Here is a 21188-nt window from a genome sequence, read left to right on the forward strand (position 1 = left end):
TCTGCCTGAAGTGACCACATATGCCCGTTTCGCGACTGGCTTATGTGGGGCCATTCTGCAATAAGGGAGCAATTGATTGCTGAGGCTCTCGTTCGTCATTCTGACGATAGAACCTCCGCTCTGCTCCCGGAGTATTTGAATGGCCGCAAGGCTCGTCGCTTTCGTCACCCTGCTTGCCGTCCTTGCCAGCTGCGGCGGTCGTCCCATTGGTGTCATGACGCCGACCGGGCAAAGGGTGCAGGGCACGTCTGCGGTCAATCTTCTGGTTGCCACCACGCGGGCACCATCTGATGACAAGGCCATCCTGTTCGGGGGCGAGCGCGGCACGGGGCTGAAGGTTGATGCCATCTCTGTTTCCATTCCGCCAGAGGCCAACCGCAAGGTCGGTCAGGTGCAGTGGCCGAAGAAGCTGCCAGCAGACCCGTTGAAAAGCTTCACCACCGTTTCGGTTGAATCGCTGAAAAGTGATGCCGATAGCCAGAGCTGGATCAAGCGTAACAGCCTGAAAAACAAGCGTGTGCTGGTCTTCGTGCACGGCTTCAACAACCGCTACGAGGAATCCGTCTATCGCTTTGCGCAGATCGTCCACGATTCCGGGTCCGACGTATTGCCGGTGGTGTTTACTTGGCCATCGCGCGCCAGCGTGTTCGATTACAACTACGACAAGGAAAGCACCAACTATTCCCGCGATGCCCTGGAAGAAATGCTGACGCGACTGGCCAAGGACAATGCGGTCAGTGATGTCACCGTCATGGCGCATTCCATGGGGACATGGCTTGCAGTGGAGGCCCTGCGCCAGATGGCAATCCGCCACGGGCGCGTATATCCCAAGATCAACAATGTCATTCTGGCTGCACCCGATCTCGATGTGGATGTGTTTGCGCGCCAGTATGAAAGTCTGGGCAAGGAAAAGCCGAAGTTTACACTGTTCGTCTCTCAAGATGACAGGGCGCTCAGCCTTTCCCGGCGCATTTCCGGCAATGTCGATCGCCTCGGCCAGATCGACCCCGGCGCAGAGCCTTACAGAAGCCAGCTCGAAAGTGCTGGCATTACCGTTCTCGACCTCACCAAGCTGAAATCCGGCGATAGCCTCAACCACGGAAAGTTTGCCGAAAGCCCTGAGGTCGTGCGTCTCATCGGCGGGCGGTTGATCGACGGGCAGACTGTAACGGATTCCGATGTGGGTCTGGGTGAGGCCATCGGTGCCGTGGGCATTGGTGCCGCGCAGACGGTTGGTACGGCGGCAAGCGTCGTTGTCAGTGCGCCGATTGCTGTGTTCGATCCGCGCACGCGGGAAAATTACGGGCGGCAGGTCGAGCGTCTCGGCCGTTCTGTCGGCAACACGGTCGGTTCTGTCGGAGATACTGCAACCAGCGTGGTCGATCCGCAGGCGCTGAACAACGGCACAAGGCGCTCCAGCGATTGCAACCTTTCCGTCAATCGTGGGAATTCCGAATGCCGGGATCGCTGAACGCGTAATATACAAACAGTATTTTATTCGTTATGACCTGCCTGTCCTGATCTTATACCGGAGTGGTTTCCATGCGCTTCAGACGCACAATTCAGCTTCTCGATGTTCATTGCGAAGGTGAAATCGGGCGTGTGGCCACGGGTGGCGTGCCGAAAATTCCGGGCAACACGGTGGCCGAACAGCTGCACTGGCTGAATACGGATCCGAAAGGTGAAGAGCTTCGCCGCTTTCTGACGCTGGAGCCGCGCGGCGCGCCCATCGGCTCCGTCAACCTGCTGTTGCCGCCCAAGCACCCGGATGCGGATACCGCTTTCGTCATTCTCCAGCCGGATCAGGCGCATGCAAGCTCCGGCTCCAACTCCATCTGTGCCACGACAGCGCTGCTGGAAAGCGGCATGGTGGAGATGAAGGAGCCGGAAACCATCGTGATGCTGGAAACGGCAGCCGGTCTGGTGAAGGCCACTGCCACCTGCCGCGATGGCCGCTGCGAGAAGGTCAAGCTGACCATGGTGCCATCCTTCGTTCACGAGCTGGATGTCGAGATCGAAACGCCAGACTGGGGCCGCATCCGCATGGATATCGCCTATGGCGGCATATTCTACGCGCTTGTCGATGTGAGCCAAATCGGGCTCACCATCGACAAAGCCAATGCAGCAAAGCTGGTGGCGGCGGGCATGGTGCTGAAGGATATCGTCAACCGCGAGATACCCGTCGTGCATCCCGAAATCCCAGCCATCTCAGGCGTCGCCTATGTGATGTTCCGCGATACGGAAGCCGATGGCACCATCCGAACCTGCACCACCATGTGGCCTGGCCGGGCGGATCGCTCCCCCTGCGGCACGGGCAATTCCGCCAATCTGGCCACGCTGCACGCACGCGGTAAGGTGCAAGTGGGGGATACCTATACATCCCGCTCCATCATCGGCACGCAGTTCGAAGTCGGCTTATCTGCGGTCACGGAAGTTGCAGGCAAAGCCGCAGTCATTCCCACCATTACCGGGCGTGGTTTCACCTTCGGCCTGCATCAGGTCTGGCTTGATCCAAACGATCCGCTAGCGGACGGTTTTGCCATGACGGATGTCTGGGGTCCGCAGGCGGGCGCGATTTAACATCCGTTTTTGCGTCGGAAAAGTCGCTTAGGGCGCTGTCTTCTCGCGCTAAATGGTGTTAAACGGGCGCAATTCCAGCAAGCTCGAGGTTTCACGATGAAGTCGATCACCCTTCGCCGCCCTGATGACTGGCACCTGCATTTGCGCGATGGTGCAATGCTGGAAGGCGTGATTGGCGATAGCAGCCGCCATTTTGCCCGCGCCATCATTATGCCCAACCTCGTGCCGCCGGTGGTGACGACGGCTGATGCAATTGCCTACAAGGACCGCATCGTCAAGGCCATTCCAGCCGGTGATCGTTTCCAACCGCTGATGACGCTCTACCTCACCGAACATACCAGCCCCGACGACGTGGAAGAAGGCAAGACCAGCGGTCTCATCACTGCTGTCAAGCTCTACCCCGCCGGTGCCACCACCAATTCCCATGGCGGCGTGGGGAATATGGACAAGGCGATGCCGGTGCTGGAGCGCATGGCGAAGATCGGCCTGCCGCTCTGCGTCCACGGCGAAGTGACCACACCGGAAGTCGATATTTTCGACCGCGAAAAGGTCTTCATCGACACGGTTCTCGACCCGTTGCGGCAGCGCCTGCCGGAACTGAAGATCACGATGGAACACGTGACGACACAGGATGGTGTCGATTACATCAAGGCATCCAAGGCCAATCTCGCCGGATCGATCACCACCCACCACCTCATCATAAACCGCAACGCCATTCTGGTGGGCGGCATCAAGCCACATTATTATTGCCTGCCCGTTGCAAAGCGCGAAGAACATCGTCTGGCCCTGCGCGCTGCCGCCACCTCCGGGGACACGCGCTTTTTCCTCGGCACGGATTCCGCCCCGCATGTGGACCCGCTGAAGGAATGCGCCTGCGGTTGCGCTGGCGTCTACACCTCCATCAACACCATGAGCTGCCTTGCCCATGTGTTCGAGCAGGACAATGCGCTGGATAAGCTGGAAGCCTTCACCTCGCTCAACGGCCCGGCCTGGTATGGCCTGGCACCCAACGAAGACACGATCACGTTGGTCAAGCGCGATGAGCCGGTGAACTTCCCCGCCAAGATCGATACCGGCGCAGGCCCGGTCACGGTGTTCGACCCGATGTTCCCGCTGCACTGGGACGTTGCCTGAATTTTTCAATCGCTGCCGGTTTATCCGGCAGTTTTTTTATGCATTCGATGATCAAAAGAGGAAAATGCCGATGTCCCAGTTTACATTCACGGATCGCGCCCTTGTGGCTGAACTTGTTGCGAAGATGTTGTGGGAAATCAAGGCGGTGCATTTCAACTCGGAAAGCCCCTATACCTTCGCATCGGGCATGAAGAGCCCTGTTTATATCGACATGCGCAAGCTGATTTCCTACCCACGCATCCGCTCCGCCGTGATGGATTTTGCCGCAGCCAAGATCGTTGCCGATGCGGGCTTTGAAAAGTTCGATTGCGTGGCGGGTGGTGAAACGGCGGGCATTCCCTTCGCGGCCTTTCTGGCGGAACGCTTGGGCCTGCCGATGATCTATTGCCGCAAGAAGCCCAAGGGCCATGGCCGCAATGCACAAATCGAAGGCCATATGCCGGAGGGCGCGCGCGTGCTTGTCATCGAGGATCTGACGACCGCTGGCGGCTCCATGTTCACCTTCATCGATGCTATCAGGGCTGCTGGCGGCATTGTCGATCACGGCATTGCGCTGTTCTATTACGGCATCTTCCCGGAGGCGGAAGCACGTTTTGCCAACGGAAACGTGAAGCTGCATTACCTCAGCACATGGCGCAATGTTCTGGCCGTTGCCCGCACTGAGAAACTGTTCGACGACAAGACCTTGTCTGAAGTTGAAGCCTTCCTCGACAACCCGCTGCCATGGTCTGCCGCCCAGGGCGGGGTCAGCGAATTGCCGCAATCCTGATCTTGTTTGGCACCGAAGTTTCGATTGGCAAACATCTGGCCAAGTCGGGCGAAGTTGTTTAAATCGATTTAGTTTTTGATATGGAGGAGGACCGGATGATCCTGTGTTGTGGTGAAGCCCTGATCGACATGCTGCCGCGTGAAACCACGAAAGGCGAGCCGGGTTTTGCGCCCTATGCAGGCGGGGCGGTCTTCAACACGGCCATCGCCCTGGGACGTCTCGGCGTTCCCTCCGCCTTCTTCTCCGGCATTGCCGATGACATGATGGGCGAAATTCTGAAAGACACGCTGAAAGCCAGCAATGTCGATTACAGCCTCTGCGCCTTCTCGCACCGCCCCTCGACAATCGCCTTCGTGAAACTGGTAGACGGCCACGCCACCTATGCCTTTTACGATGAAGGCACGGCGCTGCGCATGTTGTCCGAAGCCGATCTTCCCAACATTGGTGCCGATTGCGAAGCCATGCATTTCGGCGCGATCAGCCTCATTCCCGAACCCTGCGGCGGCACCTATGAAGCGCTGCTGATGCGCGAACACGAAAAACGCGTCATCTCGCTCGACCCCAACATCCGGCCGGGCTTCATCAAGGACAAGCAGAAGCATCTGGAACGCATAAACCGCATGGCCGCCAAATCGGATATCGTCAAATTCTCGGATGAAGATCTGGCCTGGTTCGGACTGGAAGGCGACGAAGACACCCTCGCCCGCCACTGGCTACACCACGGCGCGAAACTCGTCGTCGTCACCCGCGGCGCACAGGGCGCCGTCGGCTACACTGCGAGCCTGCGCGTGGAAGTCCCCAGCGAACGGGTAGAAGTGGTCGACACGGTGGGCGCAGGCGACACCTTCGACGCCGGCATCCTCGCCTCGCTGAAGCTTCAAGGCCTGCTGACCAAGCCGCAGGTCGCGGCACTGACGGAAGAGCAGATCGCCAAGGCACTGGCGCTGGGTGCGAAGGCCGCGGCGGTGACGGTGTCTCGGGCCGGGGCAAACCCACCTTGGGCGGAGGAGATTAGCCTTTAATATAGAGAAAGTTCTCCGATACTAGGCATACTGGTACAAGCGGTGAGTGAATTGATCGGGCGAAATCTGGGCACGACCTTCTTAATCTTGCTCGCATCATTTTCTATGATGAGCGCTTGGGCCTTAATCAGCGACCCCATCCTGCTAAAGAGGATGACTTCCGAGACTTGTGACGCGCGTTTTGCAGAACTCAGGAAAGCTTCTGATGGGGACGGCACCAGCCAGCCCAGCACACGATTCTTGCGATCAAATTTCTCTTCGGTTGTTTATCCCGTCAGTCTGGCTATGGAAAAAGTTGTTCATGAAAGATTTGAATATCATGGCATTCGCTTGCCCGAAGCACTGTCTTTCAGGGTCTACGATACCGGTCACATTACCATTCACACATACGACGGTTCCAACCAACGGGTAGGAAGCTACGACTTCGACTATTGTGGGCAAATGTTTTGAACCCAAGAGGGCTCATTTTTTCAAGCCAATGAATGCTCATGCATTTCGTTCGCGTAAAAACGACGTGACAAAAACTTTGCTCTGCCTTTCTTCGGCCAAAACGCTCGCTCTATAAGCTCACATGGAAACCCTTGAGACCTATATGCCTGAAGGTATTGGTTCGATTCTGATGATGTCCGTTTTTGCGGTCATCGGAATCTGGCTGGTGATGTTTGTGGTGCGCAAGCTGATCGGGATTGCGCTTTTAGCGGCTGTCATCATTGGCGGGCTTGTCGTCTGGCAAAATCCTGCAATGCTGTTGCACGCGCAAGATACCGCCACGCGCTATTACGAAGAGTGGCACGATGGTGGCGTTTCCAACGGAGACCAGCAACGCTGGTAAAGCCTGTGACGGCTTAAGCGAAAGAACAACCAAGGCACGTCTAGAAATTGGTCGTCAGATCGACGATGTCGCCGCTGTTGAGTGCTTCAAGCTTCGCTTCAATCTTATCGAGAGGCCAGTCCCACCAAGCGAGGCGGAGCAGCTGCTCGATGACATCTTCAGAATAACGCATACGGATAAGCCTTGCGGGATTGCCTCCGACAACCGCGTAAGGCGGGACATTGCGCGTTACGACCGATGCTGCCGCGACGATGGCACCGCTGCCGATATGGACACCCGGCATGATGGCCGCGTTCTGGCCAATCCACACATCGTGATCCACAATCGTGTCTTTGACAGGCAGATCCTTGTAGCCGAATGTCTCCGGCTTGAAGATGCGAAACGGATAGGTAGAGAAGCCCCTCATCGGGTGGTTGGCCGAGCTTGTGATGAAATAGCTACCTCTGGCTATCTGCACGAATTTGCCGATGACCAACCGTTCGCGGACTTCGTGACCAAGGAAGGGTGCCAGAATGGAGGCCGTGTCCTCCAGCTTCCCAGAATGCGTGTAATAGCTGAACTCACCGACATCCATGCGGGGATGATCGATGACATTCCTCAGATAGACGGTGTCCTCATAGACCCGCCCATCGGGCAGGGTAATGGGGTGAATGGCGGTCGCATCGAGAAGCGGCATTTGGTAAAAGCTCTGATAGAGATGAGAGTTTGCCAAGGCTATGCGCTTCTATCCGCCTTATCCATCTGCCGATATGGATTGGTCTCATGAATTGTTTTGATCCGTGAGAGACCTGTCTACACTGCTGGATTTGATAAAAGAAATTTCTAATGAATCAGGTGGGTGGGCAATTCTGTTCGTTGATATTGTGGACAAGACACAGAGAATAGAACCATCTCTTCATTTTCACGTTAGACGGTTCGCACCGTCTTCTCGTTCTCATGGAATACAAAATGCCTGCTTCATCCACCACACGGGCACATAAGCCCTTCTACGCGTCGTTCGGCTTTCAAGTCTTCGCCGCCATGGTTGTCGGTCTCGTGCTGGGCTATATCGCCCGGCAGATGGGCGCGACCGAGGCAGGGCCGAATTGGCTGGTTCAGACGCTATCCACCATCGGCTCGATCTTCGTTCAGCTGTTGCGCGCGCTGGTACCGCTGCTGATTTTTACCGCCATTGTCGCCAGCATTGCCAATCTGCGGGAGCTGAACAATGCGGCGCGGTTGGTGTGGCAGACGCTGTTGTGGTTTGCGATTACGGCTCTGATTGCCGTTCTCATCGGCATCGCGCTGGGTTTGCTGATCCAGCCTGGTATCAATTCCGGCGTTGCGGCGACGGCTGCGGCTGCACCCTCCAGCACCGGCTCCTGGCTCGACTTTCTCAAAGGGCTGATCCCCGCAAACCTGCTCGGTCTTCAGGCGTCGACCAAGGTCACCCCGGGTGGTGCGACGACCGCGCTCAACTTCAACGTCTTGCAGATATTGGTGATTTCGATTGCCGTTGGCATTGCTGCCTTGCAGGTGGGTGAGAAGGCAGAGCCGTTTCTGGCTTTCAACCGCTCGCTACTGGCCATCACGCGCAAGATTTTGTGGTGGGTCATCCGGCTGACGCCAATCGGTACGATTGGTCTTCTGGGCAATGCGGTTGCTGTCTATGGTTGGGAAGCACTCGCCTCGCTCGGCTGGTATTCGGCGGCGATCTATATCGGCCTCGCCATCGTTCTTTTCGTCGTTTACCCCATCATCCTCGCGGCTAACGGCTTGAACCCTATGCGCTTCTTTTCCGGCGCGTGGCCCGCCATTCAGTTGGCTTTCGTCTCCCGTTCCTCCATCGGTACACTGCCGGTGACCGAGCAGGTCACGGAGCGCAATCTCGGCGTGCCGCGTGAATATGCCGCCTTTGCCGTGCCGCTGGGTGCCACCACCAAGATGGACGGATGTGCCGCCATCTATCCGGCGATTTCCGCCATCTTCGTTGCGCAGTTTTACGGCCTGCCGCTCGGCATTCAGGAATATGTATTGATCGCCTTCGTCTCGGTTCTGGGCTCGGCGGCAACCGCGGGTCTGACGGGTGCGACAGTCATGCTCACCCTGACACTGTCCACGCTCGGTCTGCCACTGCAAGGCGTCGGCCTGTTGCTGGCGGTCGATCCGATCCTCGATATGGGCCGCACGGCGGTCAACGTCGCCGGTCAGGCGCTGATCCCCACCATTGTCGCAAAACGTCAGGGCATTCTCGATCAGGCCGCCTATGACCGCCAGGAGGGCATCGATGCTCTCGACCCCGCAATGGCTCCTGCCGAATAAGCTGGCGAGACCTTCCGCACCAAAAGAAAACCCCTCGCCGTGGCGAGGGGTTTTCAGTTTCGACCTCTTCAAACTCAGGCTTGGAGGTCTAGGCCTCAGAACTCCTGCCATTCGTCACGGGTCTGGGCGACGGCGGCGTTACCGTTGAAGGCACGGGCGACGTTGCCCATCATCTTGCGCGCAGGCGAGGCGACGGGAGCCGAACGCGATGATGCGGCGGCAGGTCTTGCCGGAGTAGAGACGTAGGCACCCTTGTCGTTGCCCAAACGGAACCGGCCCACGAGCGAGACCAAATTCTCGGCTTCGGCGCTCAGCTTATGGGTTGCCGCGGAGGTTTCCTCCACCATGGCCGCATTGCGCTGCGTGACCTGATCCATCTGGTTGATGGCGGTGTTGACTTCCTGCAGACCGGTCGACTGTTCCTTTGCAGCGGTTGCGATGGAGTGGATGTGATCATTGATGCCGAGAACGCGGGTCTCGATCTCATCCAGAGCCTCACCCGTGCGCTGCACCAGCTTCACGCCGTTGCCGACTTCATCGCCGGATTTGGTGATTAGTGCCTTGATGTCCTTGGCCGCATTGGCAGAGCGCTGAGCGAGCTCGCGCACTTCCTGTGCCACCACGGCAAAGCCCTTGCCGGCTTCACCGGCACGCGCCGCTTCCACACCGGCATTCAGCGCCAGCAGGTTCGTCTGGAAGGCAATTTCATCGATGACGTTGATGATCTGGCTGATTTCGCGCGAGGCCTGCTCGATCCGACCCATGGCCGATACGGCGTCACGCACCACCTTGGCAGACTGCGCGGTCTTCTCCTTGGTTTCTGACACCATCGTGCTGGCTTCCTGCGCACGTTCCGTGGAATTGCGCACCACAGCCGTAATCTCGTCCAAAGCGGCAGAGGTTTCTTCCAGCGCCGCAGCCTGCTGCTCGGTACGCTTGGACAAGTCGTCTGCGGCAGAGCGCAGCTCATTAGCATTGCCGTTGATGCTTTCCGTGCTGCCACGAACTTCGCTCATGGTGCCTTTGAGCTTGGCAAATGTCTCGTTCACATCAGATTGAAGCTGGGCGAAAACGCCGTGGAAATTGCCGTTCATCGTCTGCGTCAGGTCGCCATGGGCGAGGCTTTCGATAACGCGACCCGTCTCCGTCACGCCGCTATCGACGCTGACCAGTAGAGCGTTGATGTTCTGGGCAAAGCGGTTGAGGTTCTCATCACCGTAATCCTTGGTGATACGATGGCTGAAATCACCGGCAGCAGCGGCGCTGACGACTTCGGCCATGCCGGCCTGCAGGTCGTCGCTCTTGGCGCGCATAGAAGCTTCCTGGGCATTCATGCGTCGGACTTCCAGACCGTTGCGCTTGAAAACCTCGACGGCTGCGGCCATTTCGCCGATTTCGTCCTTGCGTTCAAGGCATGGAACGTCCGTTCCAAGGTTACCCTCGGCCACGGAATTCATGGCTTCGGATACTTTCAGAATAGGACCGCTGAGCTGCTTGGATCCGACATAAAGACCGAACGCGGCACCGACAACGACGCCACCGACAGTCACGAGAGCCACGACCAGGAAGATCATTTGACCGAAGCTTTCGATGTCGGTCTTGATCGCCTCGAGTTCCGCAAGGTCGGTTTTGACCACGGCATCGATTTCGCCCTGATAGGCCTTGCGGTTTTCGCGGTTCGCGTCGTTGTTGCCCTGTGCATTGGCGTCCTGCGGGCTTACGTCGCGTCCAAGGCGCGCGGTCTCGGTGCGGAACGTGCGAAACTCTTCGAAACGCTTTTCGAGATTGGCGAATTGTGCTGTCTGGCTGGCGGGAACCTGCGGTTTCCACTGCTTGAGCAGGGTGTCCATATCGGCCAGGTTCTTCATCAGGCCGTCGCCGAATTTAGACGCAGCAGCGGTGTCTTTGGCGGCGTAGATACCGCGCGCTTCCATCACCACAGCGGTGACGAGGCGGTTCAGTGTTTCACCGCGGCGTGCGCGGTCGGCCACTGCATCCAGTGTCAGCGTCTGTTTGTGGTATTCATTGACGGCGAAAATCGACAAGCCGCCGATGGTACATGCCACAAGGCTTAAGAGCCCCACCAGAAGATTTATCCTGCCCCGTATTCTCAACTGCGTATTCCCCTCAAAACGCTCCTCCCACACGTATGTGAGATCGAAATCGAAATAATCGTTCGTGGGGATAACTTTATCTATGCACTCTTAATAAAGAATTTCGGATTTTAGCGACTTGTTACTTTGCTTCTTAAATGAAGAGCTTAAGGGTTGCTTGGAAGTTGGCGACCTGCGCGGGCGTATGTATCCACTCTTGAGTGTGTGCGAGGGGATTGAGCGGCAGCGATTGACTTTGCAGGCCGGAAGCCCTTATAAGCCCGCACGTTCGCGCTCTTGTGCTTGCGCATGCGCCTGAACGCCAAAACGAAACGCTCTTGTCCCAAAAGGGGCAAAGTCAAGAAGGGCCGCACCCCGCGGTATTAAATAAATGTCTAAGCGTACTTTCCAGCCATCCAAGCTTGTTCGCAAGCGTCGTCATGGTTTCCGCTCCCGCATGGCGACTGCCGGCGGTCGCAAGGTTCTGGCCGCTCGCCGCACACGCGGCCGCGCCCGTCTCTCGGCCTAATTGGCCATAGCCCGATGAAAGTCGTGGCACATGACGCATGAGAAGAAAATACCCGGTCGGTTGAAAAACCGACCGGAGTTTCTTGCTGTCCAGGCAGGAGAAAAAAGGCGAGGCAGTACCTTCCTGATGGAAGTCCTGGATCGTCAAAAACCTGAAACCGAACCCAGGGTCGGCTTTACGGTTACCAAACGCCAAGGAAATGCGGTTGAACGCAACCGAATGCGCCGCCGTCTGAAGGAGGCCGTCAGGCTTTCGGCAGGGTTGGCAATGAAACCCGGACATGACTATGTGATTGTCGCCCGTAGGGACGTACTGAATACCGAATTTGCCGTACTGGAACACTTGCTCATAGAGCGGATCAAGGGACGAGCGAAATCCGGACGCTCCCGGGAGACCCGCTCCAGGAAAGAATGATGGAAAAAAACCGCAACTACTTTATCGCGATAGGCCTTTCGGTTGTCATCGTGCTTGCCTGGCAGTTCCTCTACATGAATCCGCGCATCGAGCAGCAGCGCCGCGCCGAAGAGGCTCGACAGGCGCAGCAGGCCACGCAGCAGACAACAACAACGACGACAAACGCAGCACCTGGCACCGCCGCGCCGACGGGCACCCTGCCCGGCGCAACCGGCCAGCAGGCAGCCACGGTTTCACGCGAGGAATCGCTGACGAAGTCGCAGCGCGTTCAGATCGACACCAACGCTATTCAAGGCTCCATCAGCCTGACGGGCGCTCGTCTGGATGACATTCGCCTCAAGGATTACCATGAGACGGTAGACGACTCGAGCCCGCTCATCACGCTGTTTTCCCCCTCCGATACCCATGACGGCTACTTCACCGAACTGGGCTATATCGCTGGCGAAGCGACAACAGGTTCGGCCCCCGGCCCTTCCACAGTCTGGACAGCGCCTGAAGGTGCAAAGCTGACCGAAACCACACCGGTTGCGCTAACCTATACCAATGATGTCGGCGTCGTGTTCACACGCACGATCTCCATTGACGATCATTACATGATTACCGTCACGGATAAGATCGACAACCCGGGCCAGACGCCTGTGTCGTTCTCGACCTATGGCCGCATCACCCGCAACAACAAGCCGACGACACCTGCCGTCTTCGTTATTCACGAAGGCTTTCTCGGCGTCGCCGGTACGGATGCGGGCCTGACGGAAGATACCTACAAGAACATCGAGGAAAAGGCGGTTACGCTGCCAAAGGCCATGGGTGGCTGGCTCGGTATCACCGACAAGTATTGGGCAGCAGCGATCGTTCCTCCGCAGAATGTTGCGGTCGAAACACGCTATTCGCACTTCACGGATGGTCAGCCGCGTTACCAGGCCGATTACCGTAGCGACGCCATGACAGTGGCACCTGGCCAGTCCATCGAACTCAAGAACATGGTCTTTGCCGGTGCCAAGGAAGTTCCGCTGGTTGACCGTTACGAGACGCAATACAACATTCCAAAGTTCGATCGCCTGATCGACTGGGGTTGGTTCTACTTCATCACCAAGCCGATGTTCAAACTGATGGATTTCTTCTTCCGTTATTTTGGCAACTTCGGTGTGGCGATCCTGCTGACGACAATCGTCGTCAAGCTGCTGTTCTTCCCGCTGGCCTCCAAGCAGTACGCTTCCATGGCCAACATGAAGCGCATGCAGCCGAAGATGGCCGAACTGAAAGCCAAGCATGGCGATGACCGCATGGCCATGCAGCAGGCAACAATGGCGCTCTACAAGGAAGAGAAGATCAATCCTGTCGCCGGTTGCTGGCCAATGCTGTTGCAGATTCCGGTCTTCTTCGCGCTCTACAAGGTCATTTACGTCACCATCGAAATGCGGCATGCACCGTTCTTCGGCTGGATTCACGACTTGTCTGCGCCGGATCCAACCTCGCTGTTCAACCTGTTCGGCCTTCTGCCTTACGATGTTCCGCACTTCCTGATGATCGGCGTCTGGCCTATCATCATGGGCATCACCATGTTCATGCAGATGCGTATGAACCCGACGCCTCCCGATCCGACACAGGCGATGATCTTTACCTGGATGCCGCTGATCTTCACCTTCATGCTGGCATCGTTCCCCGCAGGTCTCGTTATCTACTGGGCGTGGAACAACACCCTGTCGATCAGCCAGCAGGCAGTGATCATGAAGCGCCACGGTGCCAAGATCGAGCTGTTTGACAATATCAGGGCATTGTTCAAACGAAAGCCGGTGGAAACCAAATGACCAGCGATATCAATGGCGGCCAACCGGTAACGGAAAAGCCGCTCTTCGGACGGCCCTGGATTTTCATTCGCGGCGTTCCCGCGATGAAATTCCTGCCACCTGAAGGTCCGCCGGAGATTGCCTTTGCAGGCCGCTCCAACGTCGGCAAGTCTTCGCTCATCAACGCGCTCGTCGGCCATAAGGGGCTGGCGCGCACGTCCAATACGCCGGGCCGTACGCAGGAACTCAACTACTTCGTTCCTGAAGGCTATTCCGGTGAAGCTGGCGATATGCCGCCGATGGCGCTTGTCGATATGCCGGGTTACGGCTACGCCAAAGCGCCCAAGGACCATGTCGATGCCTGGACGAAGCTGGTGTTCGATTATCTGCGTGGCCGTGCAACTCTCAAGCGCGTCTACCTGCTGATCGACTCCCGCCACGGCATCAAGGCCAATGATGAGGACGTTCTGAAAATCCTCGACAAGGCGGCCATATCCTATCAGGTCGTGTTGACCAAAACCGACAAGATCAAGGATGTCGGCGTTCCACGCCTCGTCAACGAGACGTTGGAGAAAATCCGCAAGCGTCCGGCGGCCTACCCCGAGGTTCTGGCGACGTCGTCAGAAAAGTCTGCTGGGCTCGATCTGCTCCGCGCCGAGATCTGCAAGACGGTCGGCATCATCTGATATTGAGAGGGCGGCGGCGTCTGTCGCCTCCCTTCGCTCATTCCTCTGCATGTCACAGGATTGAGAGACTGACATTTGTCAGACGGCTGAAAACAGCAGGGCCGCGGCCCATAGCAGCGCAGCCGACGTGGCCAGACGCCAAAACCGCACCGAATTCCAGAGCGCCGATATAATGCTGAATCGCCCGTAGATGCTGCGGTGCAGGCTGTCATCGGAACGCCGCAGGGAATGATCCATGGATGCGTCCATATAAGACCTGAAACTGCGTTGCTCATCTGTGCTGACATGACCGAGGTTGTCCTGCCACCGCCGCACAATGGCTGCAAATTGGCGATCCGTCTTCACGCGCTTGGCAAGCTGCGCAGTTGCGTCGGCGCTCAGTGCTCCCAGCACATATTCGCCTGCAAGCACTTCATCTTTCAAACCGCTTCGCTTTTCCCGATCCGGCAAGGTCATTCGGCGTCGAACTCCTGGCTTTGTAGCGCCACCGCAAACGGCGATCAGTCAGCTACCCCTTGCCGACGCGCACTTCCCCGACCACAAAGCTGGTCCGATTGGGCACATATGTCAATCAGATTGGCTATCCCCATGCGTTCACGTTTGATTTTTCTGCGGCTGAGTGGCTGTCCGTTGTTTCATCCGTCAAAAACTTGGGTTAAAAGCGCGGCAATCAATGACGAGGTTATTTCCCATGACGACTTCCGAAAGCGAAATGCAGGCCCGGCTTCTCGCACAAGCTCTGCCTTTCATGCAGAAATACGAGCATAAGACCATCGTCGTGAAATATGGCGGTCATGCCATGGGAGACACCAGTCTCGGCAAGGCTTTTGCAGAAGACATCGCCCTTCTCAAGCAGTCCGGCATCAATCCCATCGTCGTGCATGGCGGCGGCCCGCAGATCGGCGCGATGCTGAGCAGGATGGGCATCGAATCGAAATTCGAAGGTGGTCTGCGCGTCACCGATGCCAAGACCGTCGAGATTGTCGAGATGGTTCTGGCCGGCTCGATCAACAAGGAAATCGTCGCACTCATCAACCAGACCGGCGAATGGGCCATCGGCCTTTGCGGCAAGGATGGCAACATGGTCTTTGCCGAAAAGGCCAAGAAGACCGTTGTTGATCCCGACAGCAATATCGAGCGCGTGCTCGATCTCGGCTTCGTCGGTGAAGTGGTTGAAGTCGACCGCACGTTGCTGGACCTTCTGGCCAAGTCCGAGATGATCCCGGTCATCGCACCTGTGGCTCCTGGCCGTGATGGCGCGACATACAACATCAATGCCGACACCTTTGCCGGTGCCATCGCCGGTGCGCTGCACGCCAGCCGCTTGCTGTTCCTGACCGATGTCGAGGGTGTCCTCGACAAGAACAAGGAACTCATCAAGGAACTGACGGTGTCTCAGGCGCGGGCGCTGATCAAGGACGGCACGATTTCCGGCGGCATGATCCCCAAGGTCGAAACCTGCATCGAAGCCATCAAGGCAGGCGTTCAGGGCGTCGTCATCCTCAACGGCAAGACGCCACATGCGGTGCTCCTGGAAATCTTTACCGAAGGTGCAGGCACCCTCATCGTTCCCTGATTACCAGAACAGCAATCCCAGGATGCCGCTGACGATCAGCAGGCATCCTGCCAGCTCCATGGCGTTGACCCGTTCGCGGAACAGGAACCACGACGCCATGAAGGTGAAGACCAGTTCGATCTGCCCAAGTGCGCGGACGTAAGCCACCTGTTGCAGCGTCATCGCCGTGAACCAGCCCGCCGACCCAAGCACCCCTGCGATGCCGACAAGCGCCGATGATCGCCAGGTGACGAGGACCTGCACAATCTCTCTTTTGTCTTTCCAGACCATCCACACCAGCATGAACGCCGTCTGAAAGGTCGTCACGCAGGCCAGCGTGACGGCTGCGGACATGATCGGTCCCACGCCTTCGAGCGACAGCGACGCGCTTCGGTAAGCAACCGCCGATATGCCGAAGACGCCGCCCGAGGCGATGCCGATCAGCGCGGTGCGGCCGGTCAGCGCCGTGACGGTGTTTCTCCATGACAGCGGCAGCCGCGCCATGGATATCGTCATCACGCCGATGACGCCGACGATGATGGCCATGATCGCACCCTGCGTCAGTTTTTCACCCAGTATGACGAAACCGAACACGGCCGCCTGTACCGGTTCCGTCTTCGAATAGGCGGTGCCGACAGCGAAGTTGCGCAGCGAAAACAGATGCACCAGCATCATGGTGGCGAAGATTTGCGCCAACCCACCCACCACCGCCCAGATGAAAAAGCGCGTGCTGAAGGTTGGGAAAATCTGCTCGGCACCGAAATGCAGAAACAACACATAGAGAATAGCGATGGGGAAGCCGTAACCGAAGCGGACGAAGCTGGCACCACGCGTGCCGAGCGAGCCCTGCAAATGCTTTTGTAAGGCCGAGCGCAGGTTCTGCATGAAAGCAGCGGCGATGGTGATGGGTATCCAGAGTTCCATACCTTATCGGTTATCATGCAGTGGTGATGGCCCCCAAGGCCGGAAAGCTGCGTTGGCGTCGCCTTTTCGATTTTCTTTATGCGGATGACAGGGCATAAGAGGCCATGAGCACGAAACCGAAAAATCAGCCTGACGCCGCGCAATTTTCCCATGTGACCGAATGGGTGTTCGATCTGGACAACACGCTTTACCCCCATGAGGTGAACCTGTTTTCGCAGATCGACAAAAACATGACGGCCTATGTCGCCGAATTGCTGCAGTTGCAGCCCGACGAGGCGCGCAAGCTTCAAAAGCAGTATTACCATGAGCACGGCACCACGCTTCAGGGCCTGATGATCCATTATGGAATCGATCCCAATGCCTTTCTGGAGCGCGCTCACGCTATCGACTACTCCGCGTTGCTGCCCAACCCGGAGCTTGGCGAAGCCATCAAGGCTTTACCAGGGCGCAAGTTTATTCTGACCAATGGCAGCGTTCCGCATGCGCAGGCCGCCGCGGGTGCGCTGGGCATTCTCGACCATTTCGAGGATATCTTCGATATCGTCGCCGCAGATTATCTGCCGAAACCCGCCAGCGCGACCTATGAGAAATTCGCCGCCCTTGCCAAGCTCGATACGACCAAGGCGGCGATGTTCGAGGATTTGCCGCGAAACCTCACCGCGCCGAAGGCTCTGGGCATGAAGACCGTGCTTCTGGTGCCGCGCAATCTCGAAGGTATCGTCATGGAACGCTGGGAAATTCCTGATGTCAGCGACGAACATATCGATTTCATCACCGATGATCTGACAGGCTTTTTGAAAGCCCTGCGCGGCTGACGCATGTTACCGATTTGTCATGCACATTACTGATCTTTAAGTGGTGCCCGCGCCATAGGTCACCTACCTTCCAACTCAGGGACACCACTTGAAAGGTAATGACGATGTCGAAACGAAAAATCGCCCTCACTGCTCTCGGCGCTGCCCTGATGCTCAGCACCACAGCAACCATGTCCATGGCTGCACCGCGTGGAGGTCCTGGCAAAGACGGCCCGCCAATGCGCCCTGAACTGGCCTATGTCTATCTGCTGAAGACGGCTGATACCAACAAGGACGGCAAGGTTTCCAAGGAAGAATTTGCAGCCCGCCAGGACGCGCTTTTCACCGAGATCGACGCGAACAAGGACGGCTCTATCACGCCAAAGGAAATGCGTGATTTCCGCAAGGCCAAGATGGAAGCGTTCCGCGCTGCCAACCCACGCCCTGAACGTGCCAATGCGGACGGCCCCGACGGCAAAAAAGGCGGCCCAGACCATGCTGACCGTAAGGGTCAGGAAGGACGCAAGCACGAAGGACGTCACGGTGGTATGGGTGGCAAAGGCGGCCACGGTGGCCGGATGAACGCGATGTTCGCCATGGTCGACGCAGATGGCAACGGCCAGATCAGCAAGGCAGAATTTACAGCCGCCGGCGAGAAAATGTTCACGCGCCTCGACAAGAACAATGACGGCGTGATCAGCATCGACGACATGCCGGATCGTCCGTTCCTGTAATCACTTTCTAAAATAACAGACCAGCAAAGCCCGCCTCACAGCGGGCTTTGTGCATTCTTGCGTTTCCGCTTTCCAAGATCGTTCCTCATGCTATATCGGTGGATATCGAGTTTAGAAGGACATGATCGTGAGCATCGCCACCCTCCTCGCCTATGCCACCGCTCTCTTGATTGCGGCCGCCATTCCCGGTCCCGGAATGACGGCCATCGTGGCACGGGCGCTGGGCTCCGGCTTTCGTGAAATCTTCTTCATGGGGCTCGGTCTCGTGCTAGGCGACATGGTTTATCTGACCGCCGTCATTCTGGGCCTCGCCTTTGTGGCGCAGACCTTTCAGGAAGCCTTCATGATCCTGAAATTCGCCGGTGCGGCCTATCTGCTCTACATCGCGTGGAAACTGTGGACAGCAGGGCTATTGCCGCAGGATTTGCAAGCCAAGAAAAGCACCAGCATCACCATGTCCTTCCTGTCCGGCCTGTTCATCACGCTGGGCAACCCAAAGACCATGCTGTTCTACGTCGCGCTGGTGCCGACGCTGATCGACATCCGCATGATCGGCAGCAGCGAATATGCGACGCTTCTGGCCGTCACCTTCGTCGTCCTGATGGCGGTTCTGCTGCCTTACATCCTGCTGGCCTCCAGAGCGCGGACGCTGCTGAAGCACCCAAGTGCGCTGACCATTCTCAACCGCACTGCCGCCAGCATTCTTGCGGGTACCGCAGCGGTGATCGCAGCGCGCTCCGTTTGAGGTTGGTTTTCCAATAAAGCTCATCCACCTAGAATGATATACCAACAGTTACGATATATACGCACATTCGTTCTCTGGCTTCATCGCGGCATTCCTCCTATTCTGCGCAAAATTGCAGTCTTTGCACCATGGGAGCGCACTATGTCTGAAGCCAGAAAACCCGGACGCGGGCGGATTTACGCCTCGATCACTGAGACGATCGGCGATACGCCTCTGGTGCGTCTCGACAAGCTGGCGAAAGACAAGGGTGTCAAGGCAACGATCCTGGCAAAGCTGGAGTTCTTCAACCCCATCGCTTCCGTCAAGGATCGTATCGGTGTTGCCATGATCGAAGCGCTGGAAGCGCAGGGCAAGATTACGCCCGGCAAGACAACGCTGATCGAGCCGACATCCGGCAATACCGGCATCGCGCTGGCCTTCGCCGCCGCCGCCAAGGGTTACAAGCTGATCCTGACCATGCCCGAAACCATGTCGATCGAGCGCCGCAAGATGCTGGCGCTGCTGGGCGCGGAACTGGTGCTGACCGAAGGCCCCAAAGGCATGAAAGGCGCAATCACCAAGGCGCATGAACTGGCCGCAACCCTGCCCGATGCCATCATCCCGCAGCAGTTCGAAAACCCCGCCAATCCCGAAATCCACCGCACCACGACGGCTGAAGAAATCTGGAACGACACCAACGGCGACGTGGATATTTTCGTCTCCGGTATCGGCACGGGCGGCACGATTACCGGTGTGGGCCAGGTGCTGAAATCCCGCAAGCCCGACGTCAGGGTCGTGGCCGTGGAACCAGCCGACAGCCCGGTGCTCTCGGGCGGTACGCCCGGCCCGCACAAAATTCAAGGGATTGGTGCAGGCTTTGCGCCCGCCGTTCTGGATACCAAAATCTACGACGAAATCATCGCCATCACCAATGACGAAGCCTTCGAAACCGCCCGCTTGGTCGCACGGCTCGAAGGCGTACCCGTCGGCATCTCCTCAGGTGCCGCCCTTGCCGCAGCCATCAAAATTGGGTCGCGGGATGAAAGTGCGGGCAAGACCATCGTCGTGATCATTCCCTCCTTTGCGGAGCGGTATCTGTCGACGGCGTTGTTTGAGGGGTTGGGGTTGTAGGGTCTGGTACGTTGGTAGCAGGTTTATCCGGCGGTAGAACGATACATATTTGACGCCGGAGCAAGTTCGCCCCCCCTCTGCCTGCCGGCATCTCCCCCACGGGTGGGGAGATCGGCTTGCCGTAACCTCTAGCCCATCTCATCCGTTTCGGGAGAGGCTAGCGCTGAGGATGCGGTCGAACACGTGAGACAGCGCCCAGCCAATCTCCCCACCTGTGGGGGAGATGCCCGGCAGGGCAGAGGGGGGCTAGCGGCATATACCGTCTTCTCAACGGGTGCGGGCAACCAAGCCCTCCGTCCTCATACATCATCCTGAGCTTGTCGAAGGAGAGGTGCTTTGGCCTAGGGACAAAGCCTCGAAGCATCCAGCCGAGCGTTCTGCCCCAAGCACGCAACCCTCGCCCTTCGAGGCTGCGGCTTCGCCTCCGCACCTCAGGATGAGGGTTGCTGCCGTTGCATCCGGTAACGATTGCTGCAGTGTGCCCTATTCTACACTCCTTGTGATGTCGTCGGCCAACCACACCCTCCGCCCTCATGCTGAGGTGCTTTGGCCGAAGGGCAAAGCCTCGAAGCATCCGCGGCGGGTTCTGCCTCAAGCCCGCAACCCCGTCCTTCGAGGCCCCTGCGGGGCACCTCAGGATGAGGGTTACTCCGTTATGCCCTATTTTCCACTCCGTGTGATGTCGTCGGCTAACCACATCCTCCGTCTTCATGCATCATCCTGAGCTTGTCGAAGGAGAGGTGGCGCAAAGCGCCCTCGAAGCATCCGGCCGCGCACTCTGCCCCAAATCCGCAACCCTCGTCCTTCGAGGGTCGCTACGCTCCCACCTCAGGATGAGGGTTGCTGCCGTTGTGCCAAGCAACTATCGTTGCTTGAGGTCAAACAATTGCCTTCAGCCACACCTGCCATCACTAATCCCAATCCTATCAAAAATCCCGGCCACCGCTTACGCAAGCTTCGCCGTTCACGCGGCAGCATCTGCCCGTGGCTTGATCTGTTCTCAGTGTCCCATAACCATTCTCGGCCATGGTATATCGGACGGGGCGCTGCAAGCTGCCTCGTTGGGTAGTTTAGATATGGCACCTCACAGCGCCCCGTTCGGCGGTTTGTGTCCGCCAGCGATCTTCTTGCCATGGCTGGCGTGTCCCGGATGGCAAAGGGGAAACCTTGCCGGATAAC

21 protein-coding genes are annotated in these 21188 nt (G+C 57.7%); 17 read left to right on the forward strand and 4 right to left on the reverse strand.

The window, feature by feature from the left end:
- Positions 1–139 precede the first annotated feature (139 nt).
- The 7 genes from DSM25558_RS13820 (at position 140) to DSM25558_RS13850 (ending at position 6337) form a co-directional block, all read left to right on the forward strand.
- Positions 140–1471: an alpha/beta hydrolase gene (locus tag DSM25558_RS13820; RefSeq protein ID WP_077105337.1), complete on the forward strand. Its 1332-nt coding sequence runs from the start codon at positions 140–142 to the stop codon at positions 1469–1471.
- A gap of 71 nt (positions 1472–1542) precedes the next feature.
- Entirely contained in the window at positions 1543–2580 is a 1038-nt protein-coding gene (locus DSM25558_RS13825; protein ID WP_077105338.1) for a 4-hydroxyproline epimerase, read from the forward strand.
- A gap of 96 nt (positions 2581–2676) precedes the next feature.
- The gene (gene pyrC, locus DSM25558_RS13830; protein ID WP_077105339.1) at positions 2677–3714 is read left to right on the forward strand and encodes a dihydroorotase; all 1038 of its coding nucleotides are present in this window, start codon (positions 2677–2679) and stop codon (positions 3712–3714) included.
- 70 nt (positions 3715–3784) lie between these two features.
- Positions 3785–4483, forward strand: coding sequence for an orotate phosphoribosyltransferase (locus DSM25558_RS13835; protein ID WP_067648999.1), 699 nt, complete (start codon positions 3785–3787; stop codon positions 4481–4483).
- 95 nt (positions 4484–4578) lie between these two features.
- Positions 4579–5505, forward strand: coding sequence for a carbohydrate kinase family protein (locus DSM25558_RS13840; protein WP_077105340.1), 927 nt, complete (start codon positions 4579–4581; stop codon positions 5503–5505).
- Between the two features lie 42 nt (positions 5506–5547).
- Positions 5548–5955, forward strand: coding sequence for a hypothetical protein (locus DSM25558_RS13845; RefSeq protein ID WP_143240107.1), 408 nt, complete (start codon positions 5548–5550; stop codon positions 5953–5955).
- 142 nt (positions 5956–6097) lie between these two features.
- A complete protein-coding gene (locus DSM25558_RS13850; RefSeq protein WP_077105342.1) occupies positions 6098–6337 on the forward strand; it encodes a hypothetical protein in 240 nt (79 codons plus the stop codon).
- 40 nt (positions 6338–6377) lie between these two features.
- Here DSM25558_RS13850 and DSM25558_RS13855 read toward each other — a convergent pair whose 3' ends face one another.
- Positions 6378–7013 carry a CatB-related O-acetyltransferase gene (locus tag DSM25558_RS13855; RefSeq protein ID WP_077105343.1) on the reverse strand — a complete coding sequence of 212 codons (636 nt, stop codon included), beginning with the start codon at positions 7011–7013 and terminating at the stop codon, positions 6378–6380.
- Positions 7014–7285: 272 nt separating this feature from the next.
- Here DSM25558_RS13855 and DSM25558_RS13860 point away from each other — a divergent pair, with 272 nt between their 5' ends.
- Positions 7286–8638, forward strand: a complete 1353-nt coding sequence (locus DSM25558_RS13860; protein ID WP_083716453.1) for a dicarboxylate/amino acid:cation symporter — start codon at positions 7286–7288, stop codon at positions 8636–8638.
- A gap of 95 nt (positions 8639–8733) precedes the next feature.
- On the opposite strand, the gene DSM25558_RS13865 is transcribed toward DSM25558_RS13860, so the two are convergent.
- Positions 8734–10752 carry a methyl-accepting chemotaxis protein gene (locus DSM25558_RS13865; RefSeq protein ID WP_077105345.1) on the reverse strand — a complete coding sequence of 673 codons (2019 nt, stop codon included), beginning with the start codon at positions 10750–10752 and terminating at the stop codon, positions 8734–8736.
- A gap of 370 nt (positions 10753–11122) precedes the next feature.
- On the opposite strand from DSM25558_RS13865, the gene rpmH reads away from it, so the two are divergent.
- From rpmH to yihA, 4 genes are read left to right on the forward strand one after another with little or no spacing between them, the layout of a single operon-like run.
- Positions 11123–11260 carry a 50S ribosomal protein L34 gene (rpmH, locus tag DSM25558_RS13870; protein WP_042616368.1) on the forward strand — a complete coding sequence of 46 codons (138 nt, stop codon included), beginning with the start codon at positions 11123–11125 and terminating at the stop codon, positions 11258–11260.
- A 30-nt stretch (positions 11261–11290) separates the two neighbouring features.
- Positions 11291–11674 carry a ribonuclease P protein component gene (rnpA, locus tag DSM25558_RS13875; RefSeq protein WP_077105346.1) on the forward strand — a complete coding sequence of 128 codons (384 nt, stop codon included), beginning with the start codon at positions 11291–11293 and terminating at the stop codon, positions 11672–11674.
- The gene (yidC, locus tag DSM25558_RS13880; protein ID WP_077105347.1) at positions 11674–13482 is read left to right on the forward strand and encodes a membrane protein insertase YidC; all 1809 of its coding nucleotides are present in this window, start codon (positions 11674–11676) and stop codon (positions 13480–13482) included. The genes rnpA and yidC overlap by 1 nt, the downstream gene beginning before the upstream one ends.
- Positions 13479–14147, forward strand: coding sequence for a ribosome biogenesis GTP-binding protein YihA/YsxC (gene yihA / locus DSM25558_RS13885; protein WP_077105348.1), 669 nt, complete (start codon positions 13479–13481; stop codon positions 14145–14147). The genes yidC and yihA overlap by 4 nt, the downstream gene beginning before the upstream one ends.
- A 78-nt stretch (positions 14148–14225) precedes the next feature.
- On the opposite strand, the gene DSM25558_RS13890 is transcribed toward yihA, so the two are convergent.
- Positions 14226–14603, reverse strand: coding sequence for a hypothetical protein (locus DSM25558_RS13890; protein ID WP_077105349.1), 378 nt, complete (start codon positions 14601–14603; stop codon positions 14226–14228).
- Between the two features lie 235 nt (positions 14604–14838).
- On the opposite strand from DSM25558_RS13890, the gene argB reads away from it, so the two are divergent.
- Positions 14839–15723, forward strand: a complete 885-nt coding sequence (gene argB, locus DSM25558_RS13895; RefSeq protein ID WP_077105350.1) for an acetylglutamate kinase — start codon at positions 14839–14841, stop codon at positions 15721–15723.
- On the opposite strand, the gene DSM25558_RS13900 is transcribed toward argB, so the two are convergent.
- A complete protein-coding gene (locus tag DSM25558_RS13900) occupies positions 15724–16626 on the reverse strand; it encodes a DMT family transporter (RefSeq protein WP_077105351.1) in 903 nt (300 codons plus the stop codon).
- 104 nt (positions 16627–16730) lie between these two features.
- Between DSM25558_RS13900 and DSM25558_RS13905 the strand changes: the two genes are divergently transcribed.
- The 4 genes from DSM25558_RS13905 to cysK all read left to right on the forward strand — a co-directional run bounded on the left by DSM25558_RS13905 (position 16731) and on the right by cysK (position 20009).
- The gene (locus DSM25558_RS13905; RefSeq protein ID WP_077105352.1) at positions 16731–17441 is read left to right on the forward strand and encodes a pyrimidine 5'-nucleotidase; all 711 of its coding nucleotides are present in this window, start codon (positions 16731–16733) and stop codon (positions 17439–17441) included.
- Between the two features lie 98 nt (positions 17442–17539).
- Positions 17540–18154 (forward strand): EF-hand domain-containing protein, encoded by a 615-nt coding sequence (locus DSM25558_RS13910; RefSeq protein WP_077105353.1) that lies wholly within the window; start codon positions 17540–17542, stop codon positions 18152–18154.
- Positions 18155–18275: 121 nt separating this feature from the next.
- Positions 18276–18899 carry a LysE family translocator gene (locus tag DSM25558_RS13915; RefSeq protein WP_371479974.1) on the forward strand — a complete coding sequence of 208 codons (624 nt, stop codon included), beginning with the start codon at positions 18276–18278 and terminating at the stop codon, positions 18897–18899.
- A 141-nt stretch (positions 18900–19040) separates the two neighbouring features.
- A complete protein-coding gene (gene cysK / locus DSM25558_RS13920; protein ID WP_077105354.1) occupies positions 19041–20009 on the forward strand; it encodes a cysteine synthase A in 969 nt (322 codons plus the stop codon).
- Positions 20010–21188: the final 1179 nt, after the last annotated feature.

This window comes from Agrobacterium sp. DSM 25558, assembly GCF_900100825.1.
In the GTDB taxonomy this organism is placed as follows: domain Bacteria; phylum Pseudomonadota; class Alphaproteobacteria; order Rhizobiales; family Rhizobiaceae; genus Agrobacterium.